This is a genomic window from Pseudothauera lacus (genome assembly GCF_003034845.1).
GTDB lineage: Bacteria > Pseudomonadota > Gammaproteobacteria > Burkholderiales > Rhodocyclaceae > Pseudothauera > Pseudothauera lacus.
In genome coordinates this window covers 179,440-195,312 of sequence record NZ_PZKC01000001.1, presented here as the reverse complement: position 1 = coordinate 195,312, position 15,873 = coordinate 179,440, and the positions used below count along the sequence as shown (strand labels likewise).

General features: G+C 67.2%; 16 protein-coding genes. 10 read left to right on the top strand and 6 right to left on the bottom strand.

Annotation, left to right across the window (positions count from 1 at the left end):
• Positions 1 to 22 precede the first annotated feature (22 nt).
• The 7 genes from C8261_RS00880 to C8261_RS00850 all read left to right on the top strand — a co-directional run bounded on the left by C8261_RS00880 (position 23) and on the right by C8261_RS00850 (position 4,563).
• Positions 23 to 1,351, top strand: a complete 1,329-nt coding sequence (locus C8261_RS00880) for an ATP-binding protein (RefSeq protein ID WP_107491990.1) — start codon at positions 23 to 25, stop codon at positions 1,349 to 1,351.
• 76 nt (positions 1,352 to 1,427) lie between these two features.
• Positions 1,428 to 2,141: an MBL fold metallo-hydrolase gene (locus C8261_RS00875; protein WP_107491765.1), complete on the top strand. Its 714-nt coding sequence runs from the start codon at positions 1,428 to 1,430 to the stop codon at positions 2,139 to 2,141.
• Positions 2,131 to 2,571 (top strand): group II truncated hemoglobin, encoded by a 441-nt coding sequence (locus C8261_RS00870; protein WP_107491764.1) that lies wholly within the window; start codon positions 2,131 to 2,133, stop codon positions 2,569 to 2,571. The genes C8261_RS00875 and C8261_RS00870 overlap by 11 nt, the downstream gene beginning before the upstream one ends.
• A gap of 9 nt (positions 2,572 to 2,580) precedes the next feature.
• Positions 2,581 to 3,192: a septation protein A gene (locus tag C8261_RS00865; RefSeq protein ID WP_107491763.1), complete on the top strand. Its 612-nt coding sequence runs from the start codon at positions 2,581 to 2,583 to the stop codon at positions 3,190 to 3,192.
• Positions 3,192 to 3,491 (top strand): YciI family protein, encoded by a 300-nt coding sequence (locus tag C8261_RS00860; RefSeq protein ID WP_107491989.1) that lies wholly within the window; start codon positions 3,192 to 3,194, stop codon positions 3,489 to 3,491. Before C8261_RS00865 ends, C8261_RS00860 begins: the two co-directional genes overlap by 1 nt.
• Entirely contained in the window at positions 3,488 to 3,784 is a 297-nt protein-coding gene (locus C8261_RS00855; protein ID WP_107491762.1) for a BolA family protein, read from the top strand. The genes C8261_RS00860 and C8261_RS00855 overlap by 4 nt, the downstream gene beginning before the upstream one ends.
• Positions 3,781 to 4,563 (top strand): peptidylprolyl isomerase, encoded by a 783-nt coding sequence (locus C8261_RS00850; protein WP_107491761.1) that lies wholly within the window; start codon positions 3,781 to 3,783, stop codon positions 4,561 to 4,563. The genes C8261_RS00855 and C8261_RS00850 overlap by 4 nt, the downstream gene beginning before the upstream one ends.
• A 92-nt stretch (positions 4,564 to 4,655) precedes the next feature.
• Here C8261_RS00850 and C8261_RS00845 read toward each other — a convergent pair whose 3' ends face one another.
• The 4 genes from C8261_RS00845 to C8261_RS00830 form a co-directional block, all read right to left on the bottom strand.
• Positions 4,656 to 6,452, bottom strand: a complete 1,797-nt coding sequence (locus C8261_RS00845; RefSeq protein WP_107491760.1) for an acyl-CoA dehydrogenase — start codon at positions 6,450 to 6,452, stop codon at positions 4,656 to 4,658.
• 82 nt (positions 6,453 to 6,534) lie between these two features.
• The gene (locus C8261_RS00840) at positions 6,535 to 7,200 is read right to left on the bottom strand and encodes an energy-coupling factor ABC transporter permease (RefSeq protein WP_107491759.1); all 666 of its coding nucleotides are present in this window, start codon (positions 7,198 to 7,200) and stop codon (positions 6,535 to 6,537) included.
• 32 nt (positions 7,201 to 7,232) lie between these two features.
• Positions 7,233 to 8,165 (bottom strand): electron transfer flavoprotein subunit alpha/FixB family protein, encoded by a 933-nt coding sequence (locus C8261_RS00835; protein WP_107491758.1) that lies wholly within the window; start codon positions 8,163 to 8,165, stop codon positions 7,233 to 7,235.
• 1 nt (position 8,166) lies between these two features.
• Positions 8,167 to 8,916, bottom strand: a complete 750-nt coding sequence (locus tag C8261_RS00830) for an electron transfer flavoprotein subunit beta/FixA family protein (protein WP_107491757.1) — start codon at positions 8,914 to 8,916, stop codon at positions 8,167 to 8,169.
• A 175-nt stretch (positions 8,917 to 9,091) separates the two neighbouring features.
• Between C8261_RS00830 and C8261_RS00825 the strand changes: the two genes are divergently transcribed.
• The 3 genes from C8261_RS00825 to C8261_RS00815 all read left to right on the top strand — a co-directional run bounded on the left by C8261_RS00825 (position 9,092) and on the right by C8261_RS00815 (position 11,988).
• The gene (locus C8261_RS00825) at positions 9,092 to 9,700 is read left to right on the top strand and encodes a TetR/AcrR family transcriptional regulator (protein ID WP_107491756.1); all 609 of its coding nucleotides are present in this window, start codon (positions 9,092 to 9,094) and stop codon (positions 9,698 to 9,700) included.
• A 73-nt stretch (positions 9,701 to 9,773) separates the two neighbouring features.
• Entirely contained in the window at positions 9,774 to 11,312 is a 1,539-nt protein-coding gene (gene murJ / locus C8261_RS00820) for a murein biosynthesis integral membrane protein MurJ (RefSeq protein ID WP_107491755.1), read from the top strand.
• Positions 11,313 to 11,358: 46 nt separating this feature from the next.
• Positions 11,359 to 11,988, top strand: coding sequence for a YbhB/YbcL family Raf kinase inhibitor-like protein (locus tag C8261_RS00815; protein ID WP_107491754.1), 630 nt, complete (start codon positions 11,359 to 11,361; stop codon positions 11,986 to 11,988).
• Positions 11,989 to 12,051: 63 nt separating this feature from the next.
• Here C8261_RS00815 and C8261_RS00810 read toward each other — a convergent pair whose 3' ends face one another.
• Together C8261_RS00810 and ggt are read right to left on the bottom strand one after the other, a co-directional pair.
• Positions 12,052 to 13,926: a methyl-accepting chemotaxis protein gene (locus C8261_RS00810; protein WP_107491753.1), complete on the bottom strand. Its 1,875-nt coding sequence runs from the start codon at positions 13,924 to 13,926 to the stop codon at positions 12,052 to 12,054.
• Positions 13,927 to 14,078: 152 nt separating this feature from the next.
• Positions 14,079 to 15,836 (bottom strand): gamma-glutamyltransferase, encoded by a 1,758-nt coding sequence (gene ggt / locus C8261_RS00805; protein WP_107491752.1) that lies wholly within the window; start codon positions 15,834 to 15,836, stop codon positions 14,079 to 14,081.
• Positions 15,837 to 15,873 lie beyond the last annotated feature (37 nt).

Sequence of the window (15,873 nt, the reverse complement as noted above, 5' to 3'; positions counted from 1 at the left end):
CACGCTCCGTCTGCTCGCGCGCATGCTGGCACGCTGGCGGCCACGCACGCTGCTATGGCAGACCTTCCTGCTGGTGGCCATGCTGCTCAGCCTGTCGCTGGCGGCGTGGTCGCAGATCTTCCGCTACTTCGAGGAGCCTGCGCGTGCCCGCGACCTGGCGCAGATGGTCGCCAGCGTGGTCAATCTCACCCGCACCGCGCTGCTCAATGCCGAACCGCGCCTGCGCACCGAGATGCTCATCGATCTCGCCGCCCTTGAAGGCATCCGCATCTATCCGGCCGAGCGCAGCGATCCGCTGCTCGATCTTCCCGATACCCGTCCGATGCGCCTGCTGATGCACGAGACCCGCCGCCAGCTTGGCGATCACACCCGCTTTGCGATGCGCTGGAAGACCCTCGACGGCTTCTGGGTGAGCTTCCGCCTGCATCCCGACGACGAGGACGAGTACTGGGTGATGCTGCCGCGCGAGCGCCTGCAGAAGCACCAGGCCCTCGAATGGCTGGCCTGGGGCAGTGCAGCGATGATCGCCGCACTGCTCGGGGCCTTTCTCATCGTCTCGCGCATCAGCGCGCCACTGCGCAGCCTGGCGCGTGCCGCGCGCATGGTGGGCAGCGGTCAGAGCCCGCCGCGACAGGAGGAAAGCGGCCCGCTGGAAATCGCCCTGGTGTCCCACGCCTTCAACCAGATGGCCGGCGACCTGGCGCGTGCCGATGCCGACCGGGCGCTGATCCTCGCCGGCGTCTCGCACGACCTGCGCACGCCGCTGGCCCGTCTGCGCCTCGGAGTGGAGATGTCCGGCGCACCCGACGACGAGGTCACCGCGATGGTCGCCGACATCGAGGAGATGGACCGCATCATCGGCCAGTTCCTCGACTTCGGACGTGGCGACCCGCAGGAGCCCATGCACGACGTCGATGTCGTCGAGCTGGTGGTCGGCCTTGCGGAACCCTACCGCCTGCGCGGCGTCCCAATCGAGTTCGCCCTGCCCGAGAAGCTCGCCGTGCCTGCCCGCGCCCTGCCCCTGCGCCGCGCCATTGCCAATCTCATCGACAATGCCATCCGTTACGCCGGCAGCACCCAGCCCATCCTCATCGCTGCGCGCAGCAATGGCCCGATGGTGGAGATCGAGGTCGCCGATCGCGGTCCGGGCATCCCCGAGAGCGAAACCGAGCGCTTGCGCCGTCCATTTACCCGCCTGGAGAACGCGCGCAGCAACACCAAGGGCGCCGGTCTTGGGCTGGCCATCGTCGACCGCGTGCTGCGCGCCCACAATGGCGCTCTCGAACTGCTGCCGCGCGAGGGAGGCGGCCTGCGCGCCCTGCTGCGCCTGCCGCGTGCGCAGCCGCGCTGAGCAAGGAAGCCGAAGCCGTCATGCCAATTACGTTGTCGTGCTCTAGAATCTGCCCGATTGTCCGTCGGAGAACCGCATGAACATCGTCTTTCGCCAACTGTTCGATGAGCACAGTGCCACCCTCACCTACCTGCTTGCCGATCCGGTGAGCGGCGATGCCGTACTCATCGACACCGTGCGCGAGCATACCGGGCGCTACCTGACCGAACTGCAGGAAATGAACCTGCAACTGCTGTGGGTGCTGGAAACGCACGTCCACGCCGACCACATCACTGGTGCTGCAGGGCTCAGGGAGGTCACCGGCGCGCGCACCGTGACCAGTGCCGCGGCCGGCGCCAGTTGTGCCGACGTGCAGGTCGGCGATGGCGACACCATCGTCTTCGGCAGCGAAGTCATCCGCGTCATTCCCACCCCCGGGCACACCCCGGGTTGCGTCACCTATCAGTGGCGCGACCGCCTGTTTACCGGTGACGCACTGCTCATCGGTGCATGCGGGCGTACCGACTTCCAGGGCGGCGATGCCGGCCGGCTCTACGACAGCGTGACCAGCCGCCTGTTCACGCTGCATGACGAGACCCTGGTCTACCCCGGTCACGACTACAATGGCCGGCGTGTTTCCTGCATCGGCCAGGAGCGTGCCACCAATACCCGCCTGGCGGGGCGCACGCGCGAGGAGTTCATCGCCCTCATGAACAGCCTCGAACTGCCGCCGCCGCGGCGCATCGACGAAGCCCTGCCCGCCAACATGCAATGCGGGCGCGACCCCATCACGGACATCCATGCAGCCTGACGACAACACCCTGCCGGTCCTCACCCCCTATCAGCAGATCGGCGGCGAAGAGGCCGTGCGCGCCCTGGTGCGCCGCTTCTATGCCCTGATGGATAACCTGCCCGAGGCCTGGGACGTGCGCCGCATGCACGGCGAGGATCTCTCCGGTTCGGAAGAGAAACTCTTCCTCTTCCTCTCCGGCTGGTTCGGCGGCCCCAATCTCTACGTCGAGCGCTTCGGACCGCCCTTCCTGCGCGCCCGCCACCTGCCCTTCGCGATTGGCTCGGCCGAACGCGACCAGTGGCTGCTGTGCATGCGCCAGGCGCTCGACGAGCAGGTTGCCGACGAGGACCTGCGCGGCCGCCTGCTGCAGTCCTTTTCCGCACTCGCCGACCACATGCGCAACCGCGCCGATGTGGCCAGCCCAGCCGCCTCCGTTCAACAGCTATAATTCCCGCGCATGAAATTCCTTTTCGATCTCCTTCCGGTCATCCTCTTCTTCGGCGTCTACAAGTTTGCCGGCGCGGACGAGGCCTCCGCCCATGCCTTCGCCTCGCAGTGGCTCGGCGACGGCATCATGCCTTCCCAGGCGCCCATCCTCCTTGCCACCGCAGTGGCCATTCTGGCCACCTTCGGGCAGATCGCCTGGGTTTGGCTGCGCCACCGCAAGGTAGACAGGATGCTGTGGGTCAGCCTGATCATCATCGTGCTCTTCGGTGGTGCCACGCTGGTGTTCCACAACCCCACCTTCATCAAGTGGAAACCCACTGCGCTGTACTGGCTGTTCGCCGCCGTGCTGGCGCTGTCGGCGCTGGTCTTTGGCAAGAACCTGATCCGCAAGATGCTCGAAGCGCAGATCCAGCTTCCCGGTCCGGTGTGGGAGCGCCTCAACCTGGCCTGGGCGGCCTTCTTCGTCCTCATGGGCGTGCTCAACATCTATGTTGCCTACAGCTTCTCCGAAGAGACCTGGGTGAATTTCAAGCTCTTCGGTGGCATGGGCTTGATGCTCGCCTTCGTGCTCGGTCAGGGTTTCTACCTCTCCCGCCACCTCGAAGAGGATCCCCAGCAATGATGTTCTACGCCATGATCGGCGAAGATGCCCCCGATACGCTGGCCGCGCGCATGGCGGCACGGCCGGCCCACCTCGCCCGCCTCGAGGCCCTGCGCGATGCCGGACGTCTGCTGATCGCCGGTCCGATGCCGGCCATCGATGCCCCCGACCCCGGCCCCGCCGGCTTTGCCGGCAGCCTGGTGGTGGCCGAGTTCCCCTCCCTTGCCGACGCCGAGCAGTGGCTGAGCGAAGACCCGTACGTCAAGCAGGGCGTGTTCGCACGTACCACGGTGCACCCCTTCCGCAAGGTTCTGCCGTGAACACTGTCGAGCGCATCCGTACACGCCTGGACGACGCCTTCGCCCCCCTCCGCCTGGACATCGCCGATGACAGCGCGCAGCACGCCGGCCACGCCGGCGCACGCAGCGGCGGTGGGCACTACCGCCTCGACATCGTTGCCGAGGCCTTTGCCGGAAAACCCACGGTGGCCCGCCACCGGATGATTTATGCAGCATTGGACGAGATGATGCGGGGCGAGATCCACGCCCTCGCGATTCGCGCCCGAACGGCCGCCGAGGCCAGTCAACAACCCACCCCTAAGGAAACTCGATGAAAGCATTTCCCAGCCGCCTCGCCCTTTGCCTGATGGCCGGCCTGGCCAGCTTTTCGGTGCACGCCAGCGGCACCACCGCCACCGTCAATGGCAAGGCCATCCCCTCCGCCCGCATGGAGGTGATGATGGCCGAGCAGCGCGCCCAGGGTGCGCCGGAGAGCCCGCAGCTGCGCGAAGCGGTGCGTGAGGAGCTGATCCGCCGCGAGATCCTCGCCCAGGAAGCCGGCAAGCGCGGCCTTGAGCGGCAGGCCGAAGTACAGGCGCAGATGGATCTTGCCCGCCAGGCGATCCTCATCCGTGCCTACCTGCAGGACTGGGTGAAGAGCAACCCGATCAGCGAGGCCGATGTCCGCAAGCAGTACGACGAAATCGTTGCCGGCATGGGTGGCAAGGAATACAACCCCCGCCACATCCTGGTCGAGACCGAGGACGCCGCCAAGGCCATCATCGCCAAGCTGCGCGGTGGTGCGAGCTTCGAATCGCTCGCCAGCGAGTCGCTCGACCCTGGTTCCCGCGACCGTGGCGGCGACCTTGGCTGGAGCAACCCGGGCATGTTCGTGCAGCCTTTCGCCGAAGCCATGGTGAAGCTCGAGAAAGGTCAGTACACCGCTGCCCCGGTGAAGAGCGACTTCGGCTACCACGTCATCCAGATGCAGGATATCCGTCCGCTCACCCCGCCGCCCTTTGCCGAGGTGAAGCCGCAGCTCGAACAGCGCATCCAGCAGGAGCGCGTCGAGGCGCACATCATGGAACTGCGTGGCAAGGCCCGCGTGCAGTAAGCGCCGGCGGACCACAAGACAAAGCCGACCCGCGGGTCGGCTTTGTCGTTCACGCCATCGCTTGCGGACTTTGCGCCCGCAAGCGATGGGGGTCAGAACTGCTCTTCGCTCAGCGCCAGCGCACCCGCCGCACCATTGACCACGGTGTAGGCAAGTCCGGGGGCCTGCGGCAGGACGTGGTCGGCGTAGAAGCGTGCGCTGACGATCTTGCTGCGATAGAAGACCTCGTCGCCACCGCCTTCGCCGAGGCGCTGGCGGGCGATCAGCGCCGCGCGCGCCATCTGCCAGCCGCCTGCGACGATGCCGAAGAGCCTCAGGAAGGGCACCGAGCCGACGTGGGCGGCCTTGATGTCCTGTCCATAGGTAGCGACGATGTACTCCGCGCCTTCCTCCAGCGCCTTGATGCCGCTGTCCAGGCTGCGCGCGATGGCGGCGAAGGCTTCATCCTGCACGCCGCCGACCTCGGCCAGCACCGCACGCATTTCGGCAATCACCGCCTTGATGGTGGCGCCACCTTCGCGGGCGATCTTGCGGCCGATCAGGTCGTTGGCCTGGATCGCCGTGGTGCCCTCGTAGATCGGCGTGATGCGGGCGTCACGCAGATGCTGGGCGGCGCCGGTTTCCTCGATGAAGCCCATGCCGCCGTGCACCTGCACGCCGGTGGAGGCGATGTCCACCGAGTTTTCCGTGCACCAGCCCTTGACCACCGGAATCATCAGATCGACAAAGGCCTGGTTGCGCGCACGCACGGCGTCGTCCGGGTGCAGGTGGGCCATGTCGGTCGCCGCGCCGACGACGTAGGCCAGCGCGCGCATGGCTTCGGTCTGGCTCCTCATGGACATCAGCATGCGACGCACGTCGGGGTGGTGAAGGATGTTCACCTTGGGGCCGCCGCGCACGCCCAGCTCCGTACCCTGGATGCGGTCCTTGGCGTACTGCAGGGCGTGCTGATAGGCACGTTCGGAGAGCGCCAGGCCTTCCATGCCGACGGCGAAGCGGGCCTCGTTCATCATGATGAACATGTACTCGAGGCCGCGGTTCGGTTCGCCGACCAGGGTGCCGATGGCGCCGCCATGGTCACCGAAGGCGAGTACCGCGGTGGGGCTGGCATGGATGCCGAGCTTGTGCTCGATGGACACGCAATGCACGTCGTTGCGCGCGCCCGGGGTGCCGTCGGCGTTGAGAAGGAACTTCGGCACCACGAACAGCGAGATGCCCTTCACCCCTTCCGGCGCGTCCGGCAGGCGGGCCAGCACGAGGTGGATGATGTTGTCGGTGAGGTCGTGCTCGCCATAGGTGATGAAAATCTTCTGGCCGAAGATCCTGTAGGTGCCATCGCCCACCGGTTCGGCGCGCGTGCGCACCGCGGCGAGGTCGGAGCCGGCCTGCGGCTCGGTGAGGTTCATGGTGCCGGTCCATTCGCCGCTCACCATCTTCGGCAGGTACATGTCCTTCTGTTCGTCGGTGCCGCGCAGCATCAGTGCCTCGATGGCACCGGTGGTCAGCATCGGGCACAGCGAGAAGGCCATGTTGGCCGACTTCCACATCTCCATCACCGCGGTGGAGATCAGCTTCGGCAGGCCCTGGCCGCCATACTGCGGATCGCAGGCCAGCGCCGTCCAGCCCGATTCGGCGAACTGGTTGTATGCCTCCTTCCAGCCGCTGGCGGTCGTCACCTCGCCGTTGTTCCACTTCGCCCCTTCCTGGTCGCCCGACCAGTTCAGCGGTGCCAGCACGCCGCCGGCGAACTTGCCGGCTTCTTCGAGGATGGCATCGACGAGGTCGGCGGAAACCTCCTCGCACCCCGGCAGGGCGGCAACGGCGTCGAGACCGGCCAGTTCGCGCATGACGAACTGCATGTCACGGATCGGTGCAATGTATTGACTCATCGGTTTGTTCGCTCCACTTCTTCAGTTGGTTATCACTGCGGCCCCCTGCAGCCGCAGCCGTGCGCCCGGACCACGGACGCCTTCACTTCTTGCCCAGGTAACGGCGGTCGTCGAACCCCATCACCCATTCGGGCCGGTACACCACCATCAAGGTGATCGTTCCCCCGCTGATCCAGCCTTCGGAAAAACCCAGCAGGAGAAAGTACGGCAGATAGTCGCTGGCCAGGTAGGCGGGTTCGTAGGCACCCGCTGCGGCCATCGCCGCAGAGGCCAGCAGCCCTTGCAGCATTACCGTGAACGCCGCACCGAAGAAGCCGGCGACGAACACGAAGACGAAGAAATGCGCCGGCAGCAGGCGCTCGATGAGGCGCTGGATGCGGTGCGCGATGAGCACCGGGACCACCGCCATGAGAATCAGATTGATCGGCCAGGCCTGCCATTCGATGGTGCCGTTGATCATGATGCCGGTGAGCGCGAGGGCCATCGCGATGATCGCGAACTGCGGCCCCAGCGCCAGCGTGGCGGCCATTGCGCCGAGCATGTGGAGGGTGAGGCCGGGCTTGATCCCGGCCTTCAGGCTCCACATCAGCATCAGGCCCACGGCAAAGCCCAGCATCACGTTCAGATGCGGGCCCTCGCGCAGGCGCGCCCATGGCGCGCTGCGCACCACCCAGGCCGCAACGAGCACGCACAGCACCACCGCCAGCCAGTGCCATGACAGGGGAAACAGCGCCGCCGACAGGTTCATCGTGCGCGCCCGGCGTGCTCAGCGGTCCCGTCTCATCCCAGCGCCGCGGTCAGTTCCGGCACGACCTGGAAGAGGTCGGCAACCAGCCCGTAGTCGGCAACCTGGAAGATCGGTGCCTCCGGATCCTTGTTGATCGCCACGATCACCTTGGAGTCCTTCATCCCGGCGAGGTGCTGGATGGCCCCGGAAATGCCCACCGCGATGTAGAGCTGCGGCGCGACGATCTTGCCGGTCTGACCGACCTGGTAGTCGTTGGGCACATAGCCGGCATCCACTGCCGCGCGGCTGGCGCCGAGCGCGGCGCCGAGCTTGTCGGCGAGCGGTTCGAGCAGGGCATGGTAGTTCTCGCCGCTGCCGAGGCCGCGGCCACCGGAGACGATGACCTTGGCGGCGCCCAGTTCGGGACGCTCGGACTTGGTCAGCTCGCGTCCGACCAGCTTGGAGAGGCCCAGATCCGCCGCCGCGGCGATCGCCTCGACCGGCGCGCTGCCACCGCTGCCGACAGCCTCGAAGGCAGTGGTACGCACGGTGATGACCTTCACCGCGTCGGCGCTCTTGACCTTTGCCATGGCGTTGCCGGCATAGATCGGCCGCACGAAGGTATCCGCCGCCTCGACAGCGACGATGTCGGAGATCTGTGCCACGTCGAGCAGCGCGGCGACGCGCGGGAGCACGTTCTTGCCCAGCGAGGTGGCGGGGGCAAGGATGTGGGTGTAGCCGGCGGCGTGGGCCACCACCAGCGCGGCGAGATTCTCCGCGAGCTGGGCTTCATAGTGCGGCGCCGCGGCGCACAGCACCTTGCTGACCCCGGTCAGCGCGGCTGCTGCTGCACAAGCTGCATCGCAGCCGTTGCCGGCAACCAGCACATGGATGTCACCGCCAATCTTCTGCGCGGCGGCAACGGTATTGAGGGTGGCAGCCTTGAGGCTGGCGTTGTCGTGTTCGGCAAGTACCAGGATCGCCATCTCAGATCACCTTTGCAACGTTCTTGAGCTTGTCCATCAGCTGGGCGACGTCCGCCACCCGCTCCCCTGCGCTGCGCTTGGGCGGCTCGGCCACCGAAAGCGTGGTCAGGCGCGGTGCCACATCGACGCCGAGGGCGTCGGGAGTGAGGGTATCGAGCGGCTTCTTCTTCGCCTTCATGATGTTCGGCAGGGTGGCGTAGCGCGGCTCGTTGAGGCGCAGGTCGGTGGTGATCACCGCCGGCAGGCTGAGTTCGAGGGTCTCCAGACCGCCGTCGATCTCGCGCGTCACCGTTGCCTTGCCGTCAGCCAGCGCAACCTTGGAGGCGAAGGTGGCCTGCGGCCAGCCCATCAGCGCGGCGAGCATCTGGCCCGTCTGGTTGGCGTCGTCGTCGATCGCCTGTTTGCCGCAGATCACCGCCTGCGGGCCTTCCTTCTCGCACAGCGCCTTGAGCAGCTTGGCCACCGCCAGCGGCTGCAGCTCGGCATCGGTGTCCACCAGGATGCCGCGGTCGGCACCGATGGCCATCGCCGCGCGCAGGGTTTCCTGGCAGGCCGCAACGCCGCAGCTCACCGCCACCACCTCGGTGGCCACTCCGGCTTCCTTGAGGCGCACGGCCTCTTCCACGGCGATTTCGTCAAAGGGGTTCATCGACATCTTGACGTTGGCGATATCCACCCCGGTACCGTCGCTCTTGACCCGCACCTTGACGTTGTAATCGACCACACGCTTGACTGGCACCAGTATCTTCAAAGCCGCGCTCCTCTCTCGTGCATCGTTGTTTGAACTGCCTTTTCGCGAACGCCCATTATGTCACCGTCGAAAACCGTTTGACACCTGCTGCGCCCGTCCGGAGAATCGTTTCCATACGCTCCGGTATGGTGGCGTACGGTAGCGTATGGTCGGACATTCGTCAATACTACGGCGTATGGAGAAGGAAGCTTTGAAACAACGCGTGCAACTCGACCGCGAAGCCTGGGTGCAATCCGCCATTGAGGTCCTTGCCGAAGAAGGTGTGGCGGGCCTGCGCGTGGAAGTGCTGGCCAAACGCCTGAAGGTCACCAAGGGCAGTTTCTACTGGCACTTCCAGGACCGCCGCGACCTTCTGCTGGCGGTGCTGCATTACTGGAAGGAAGGGCGCATCCGCGACATCGTCAAGCAGACCCGGGCGCAGCCTGGCGAGGAACTGGCGCAGATCTACCACGTCATCGACGTCTATTCCACCACGCGCAGCCGCCGCGGCATGATGATCGAACTGGCGGTGCGCGACTGGGCGCGTCGCGACCCGGAATGCGCTGCCATCGTCGCCGAGGTGGACGACACCCGCCTGCGCTGCGCGCGCGAGCTCTTCCTCGCCTGCGGCGTGCCGATGGAGGAAGCCTCCAGCCGCTGCATGCTGTTGTATGCCTACGTCTTCGGGCTGTCGCTGATGGTGTACGACCGTTTCGACAGCGACACCGCGCGCATCAAGCGCGATATCGCCGAACTCATCGCCCGCTCGGCGGCGATGAAGAGCCAGGCCCCGCCGCCCGCCTGATCCCCCCGGCGCGGCCCTGCCCGGCTATCATCACGCCTTCGCGGCCGCGTGGCCGGACCTCCATTCACCCACGATGAACCTGCTCCGGGCACTCGCCACCGTCAGCGGCATGACGCTCCTGTCGCGCATCCTCGGCTTCGTGCGCGACTTCGTCATTGCCCGCACTTTCGGTGCCGGGATGATGACCGACGCCTTCTTCGTCGCCTTCCGTCTGCCCAACCTGTTGCGCCGCATGTTCGCCGAGGGCGCCTTCTCGCAGGCCTTCGTGCCCATCCTGGCGGAGTACAAGAACCGTCAGGGCGAAGACGCCACCCGCACCCTGATCAACCGCACCGCCACCCTGCTGGCGCTCGCCGTGGCCGTGGTGGCACTGCTGGGCATCATCGCCGCCCCGCTGATCATCTACATCTCGGCCCCCGGCTTCTCGGCGGACGCCGACAAGTTCGCGCTCACCGTCGAACTCACCCGTATCACCTTCCCCTACATCCTCTTCATGGCGCTGGTGGCGCTCGCCGGCGGCATCCTCAACACCTGGAGCCGCTTCGCCATCCCCGCCTTCACCCCGGTGCTGCTCAACCTCAGCTTCATCGGCATGGCGCTGTTCGCCGCACCCTGGTTCGACCCGCCGGTGCTGGCACTGGCCTGGGCGGTGTTTCTCGGCGGCATCCTGCAACTGGCACTGCAACTGCGCCCGCTGAAGAAGCTCGGCATGCTGCCGCGCTTCGACCTCAACCTGCAGGACCCCGGCGTACGGCGCATCCTGAAGCTGATGGCGCCCGCCCTGCTGGGCGTGTCGGTGAGCCAGATCTCGCTGCTGATCAACACCATCTTCGCCTCCTTCCTGCAAAGCGGCAGCGTCTCCTGGCTGTACTACGCCGACCGCCTGATGGAATTCCCCGCCGGCCTGCTCGGCGTGGCGCTGGGCACCATCCTGCTGCCCAGCCTTGCCAAGCTGCACGCCGACGAACGCCGCGAGGACTTCTCCAGCCTGCTCGACTGGGGCCTGCGGCTGACCCTGCTGCTCACCCTGCCCGCCGCGCTGGCGCTGATGCTGCTGGCCGTGCCGCTGGTCGCCACGCTGTTCAACTACGGCGCCTTCACCGCCTCAGACGTGATGCACACCCGCCAGGCCCTGGTGGCCTACAGCGTCGGCCTCACCGGGCTGATCCTGGTGAAGGTGCTCGCACCGGCTTTCTACGCCCGCCAGGACATCCGCACCCCGGTGAAGATCGCCCTCATCACCCTGGCCGCCACCCAGTTGATGAACCTCGCCTTCATCGTGCCGCTCAAGCATGCCGGCCTGGCGCTCTCCATCGGCCTCGCCGCACTGCTCAACGCCGCCCTGCTCTACCGCGGCCTGCGCCGCCGCGGCGTGTACATGCCGCAACCGGGTTGGGCGCGCTTCTTCGTCAAGCTGCTGGTGGCCATGGCGGTGATGGGTGCGGTGCTGTGGTTCGCCGCCGGCAGCGACGCGCTGTGGGTGGAGGAAGGCGGCATCGCCCGCGTGCTGCGCCTGAGCGGCGTGGTCGCCGCTGGCGGCCTGGCCTACTTCGCCACCCTGTTTGCGCTCGGCTTCCGCATCAAGGACTTCCGCCGCCGCGCAGCGGGCTGACGCAGGCTAGAATCTCCTTTCCATACCGATAAAAGGAGACCCGCCGATGAAACTCACCAGCCAGAGCTTTGCCGACGGCGCCCGCATCCCGGGCGAATTCGCCTTCTGCATCCCGGCTGCCGAAGGCCACGTCTGCCTCGGCGCCAACCACAACCCGCATCTGGCCTGGAGCAAGGTGCCGGCCGGCACCAAGTCGTTCGCACTGATCTGCCACGACCCCGACGTCCCCAGCCGCGGCGACGACGTCAACCAGGAAGGCCGCAGCGTGCCGGCCAGTCTGCCGCGGGTGGATTTCTTCCACTGGGTGATGGTGGACCTGCCCGCCGGACTGCGCGAAATCCCCGCGGGCAGCTTCTCGCAGGAAGTGGTGCCGGCCGGCAAGCCCGGGCCCGACACCCTGCACGGCGCCCGCCACGGCATCAACGACTACACCGCCTGGTTTGCCGGCGACGACTCCATGGGCGGCGACTACCACGGCTACGACGGCCCCTGCCCGCCGTGGAACGACGAACTGCTGCACCACTACGTGTTCACGCTGTACGCGCTGGACGTCGAGCGCTGCGCGGTCGAGGGCAAGTTCGGCGGCGCCGACGTGCGCCGCGCCATCGCAGACCATGTGCTGGCGCAGGCCTGCATCACCGCTACCTATACGCTGAATCCGGCGCTCGGCGGCTGAGCGCGGGCAGCAAGGCAGGCTGCCCGGCGCTGCCGGGCAGCGTACCCGCCAGCCCGATACGGTTTACAACCTGAAGCCCGACAGCAGGCGTTCGGTGTTGTCGGCAACCCTGCTCATTTCCAGCAGTGCTGCACGCGCACTCTGCAGGGCCGAGTCGGCGGCATAGAGTCGGGCATTCATCTGTTCGGTGCTTTGTGCCATCACCGTGGTTGCATTGGTCTGTTCGCGGGTCGACAGCGCAATCTCGCCGACACGCTCTATCACCGTGGCGAGTTCGCTCTGGATGCCCCTGATCTGCGCCGCTGCGGCGCGGCTGAGGTCGACGCTGGTGCGCACCTCGGCGGTGGTGGCGCCCATGCCGCGCGCGGCGTTGCCGGTCTCCTCGCGCACTTCGTTGATCGTTCCGGCAATCTCCAGTGTTGCCGAGGAGGTCCGCTCGGCAAGCTTGCGCACTTCGTCGGCAACAACCGCGAAGCCGCGCCCCTGTTCGCCGGCGCGGGCGGCCTCGATGGCCGCATTGAGTGCGAGCAGGTTGGTCTGATCGGCGATTTCCTTGATTACATTGACCACGCCGCTGATCCGTGAGGAGTTCGCCTCCAGGCGTTCGAGAATGGAGGATAGCGCTTCGACCTCGCTCATGGTGCGCTCGGCATTGCTTGCGGCGTTGCCGACACGTGCGGCGCCGTCTTCGGAAAGACGGCCGATCTCGTGCATGAGACGGTCGGCGTCGCCAGCGTTTTCGGCAATATGTGCCACGGCGACGGTAATCTGCTCGATGGTGGCGGCGTTGGCGCTGGAAGTGTCGGACAGTTGTTCCGACTCCGCGGCGATGGTCTGCATCGTACCCTCAAGTTCGCGCACCCCGCCGGCAAGGCGTGCCGCTTCGGCATTCAATGAGCTGAACATCGTGTGCAGGCGCTCGATGAAGGTGTTGAAGGCGCTGGCGACCTGGCCGATCTCGTCTTCGCGGCCGACCGGCAGGCGACTGCTCAGGTCGCCCTTGCCGGCGGCGATCTCGCGCAGGGCGTCGCGCACCCGCATCAGCCCCTGCAGCATGCGCGACAGTACGGCGGAGGCCAGCGTGGCTGCAACGACGATGATCACCGCGATCCCCGCCAGCAGTGCGAGCAGGAGGCTGCGCAGCGGAGCCATCACCACGTCGCGCTGCATCGCCGTGGCAAAGATCCACTCGCTGTCCGCCACCGCACTGGCGACGACGAAGTAGCCTGTGCCATCGATCTCGACCTCGATCATCCTGTTGCCGGCCTCCAGCAGCGTGGTCGCCGCCAGGCCGCTGGAGAGTTCGGTGACCGGCTTGAAGACGAAGCGGCTGTCGGGGTGGGCGAGGATGGTGCCGTCGCGGTGAAGCAGGAAGGCCACACCGTCTCCGGGCACTTGCGCGCGCAGCAGTTCGTCGATGAGCTTGCTCATTGACACGTCGCTGCCGATGACCGCCATCACCCTGCCGCCCTGACGGACTGCCGCGGCCAGGGAGACCACCAGTTCGCCGGAGCCGACATCGACATAGGGTTTGGTGACGAAGGCTCGATCCCCCGCTGCAACCGCGCCTTCGTACCAGGGACGGCGGGTCGGATCGTAATCGGCGGGCAGATTGATCGGCGTGCTGGAGATGAAGCGTCGGTCGGGGTAGCCGATGAACACCAGATCGAAGCCTCCGCCTTCGGCCGCGACCTGCAGCCAGGGCACGACTTCCTCTTCCAGGGCGACGGGCCGCAGCGCCGCGGTCTGGCGCATGCGGGTGCCAAGCCATTCGGCGACCGTCTGCGCATAGCCTTGGACCCGGCCCTTGGCCTCGGCGTGCAGTCCTTCGAGCAGGAGGCTCTTGAGCTGTACGTAGGCCACCCCGCCACAGATGATCGCGGTCAGTACGATGGCCGCCGAGACCAGTGCAATCAGACGTGACTTCAGGCTCTTCATGGCGTCTGCCTCCGTGACGAAGGAAACCTGCGGAGCCGGACAGCCTCGGCCAGGTCAGGCGCGAGGTGCCGTGGCCGAAGCCGGCAAGTTCTTCATTTATAGTACGAAGGAGATATCTTCCAAGAACAACATTACAGCACTTGGCGGGGGTCTCAGTACCCCGCTGCAACGCCCTCGCGGCGCGGATCGGCGGCACCGGTCCAGCCGCCCTGCCCGCTGCGCACGATGAGCGCGAGGCCGCTGGTGAGGTCGCGCAGCACCACATCGTGGCCGAACATCTGCAGACGGCGGGCGAGGTCGTGGCCGGCGGCGGTGTCTTCCACCTCGGTCGGGCCATTGCGGCTGCCGGCGTGGGGGCGGGCAAGGACAAGGTCCGGCGGCAGCTGCCAGTCGAGCACGCCGATCAGGGTGGCGGCAACGTAGTTGATGATTGCACTGCCGCCCGGGGAGCCGAGCACTGCGTGCAGGCTGCCGTCGGCGGCGAACACCAGCGTGGGCGCCATCGAGCTGCGCGGGCGCTTGCCGGGGCCGGCGCGGTTGGGGTGGTGGCCGTGCGCATCCTGCGGCTGGAAGGAGAAATCGGTGAGCTGGTTGTTGAGCAGGAAGCCATGCACCATGCGGCGGCTGCCGAAGGCGTCCTCGATCGACGCGGTGAGCGCGACGGCGTTGCCGGCAGCGTCGACGATGGAGATGTGGGTGGTGGCCGCGCGTTCCGGGTGTTGCGCTGCGACGTGGCTGAGGCTGTCCGCCGGCGTGCCCGCTTCGGCACGGGTCATGCTGCGGCGCAGGTCGATCTGTGCGGCACGCCCGGCCAGATAGTCGCGGCCGAGCAGTTGCTGCGGGGTCAGCGGCATGGCGCGCGGGTCGGCATACCAGGCGTCGCGGTCGGCAAAGGCAAGGCGGCCGGCCTCGGCGAAGAGATGGGTGGCGAAGGCCGAATCCGTGGCCACTTCGGGTAGCGGAAAACCCTGCAGGATACCCAGCATGGCCAGCACCGTGCCGCCCCCCGAACTTGGCGGCGGCATGCCGCAGACGGTCCATTGCCGGTAAGGGGCGCACAAGGCTTCGCGCTTGAGCGGGCGCCAGTCGGCAAGGTCGCGCAGCGACAGGGTGCCCGGATTGGGCGCGCGGGCCACCGCGGCGACGATGTCGGCGGCCAGCGCGCCATGGTAGAAGACCTCTGCGCCCTCCTCCGCGACCGCGCGCAACACGGCGGCCAGGGCCGGGTTGGTGAACCTGGAGCCGACGGCGAGCGCTTCACCGGCGGCGTCGTAGAACAGTGCGCGGGCCGCGGGGTCGGTGTACAGGAAACGGTCGCGGGCAATCAGTGCGTGCAGGCGGGGCGACACGGCAAATCCGCCCTCGGCCAGGTCGATGGCGGGCTGCAGCAGTTGCGCCCATGGCAGGCGGCCGTGCTCGGCATGGACGGCCGCGAGCAGGCGCAGCAAGCCCGGCGCGCCGACCGCGCGACCGCCGACGGCGGCGTCGTGAAAACCCATGCGCTCGCCGTCCTCTTTCAGGAAGAGCGTTTCATCGACCGCCGCCGGCGCGCTTTCGCGTCCGTCCCAGGCCTGCAGGCTGCCCTCGTCCGCGCGGTAGTGGAGCAGGAAGGCGCCTCCACCGATGCCGGAGGATTGCGGCTCGACGACATTGAGCACCAGCACCGCAGCGATGGCCGCGTCACTGGCCGAGCCGCCGGCGCGCAGGATGGCAAGCGCTGCCGCCGTGGCGTGCGGGTTGGCGCTCACCACCATGGCGGTGGGCGCATCAACCGCGGGGCGGGCGACGAAGCCGCTGGCGGCCTCGGGCTGGTGCGGGGTCTGTGCGCTGGCCGGCAGCAGCCAGCAGGCACACAGCAATGCGGCGAAGCGCAGGGAGGCGGACAGGGCGATGACCGGGAGCTGCGTCATGAGGCTGGTGCCTTGCTTGTGGGCATGCCCGCAGTGC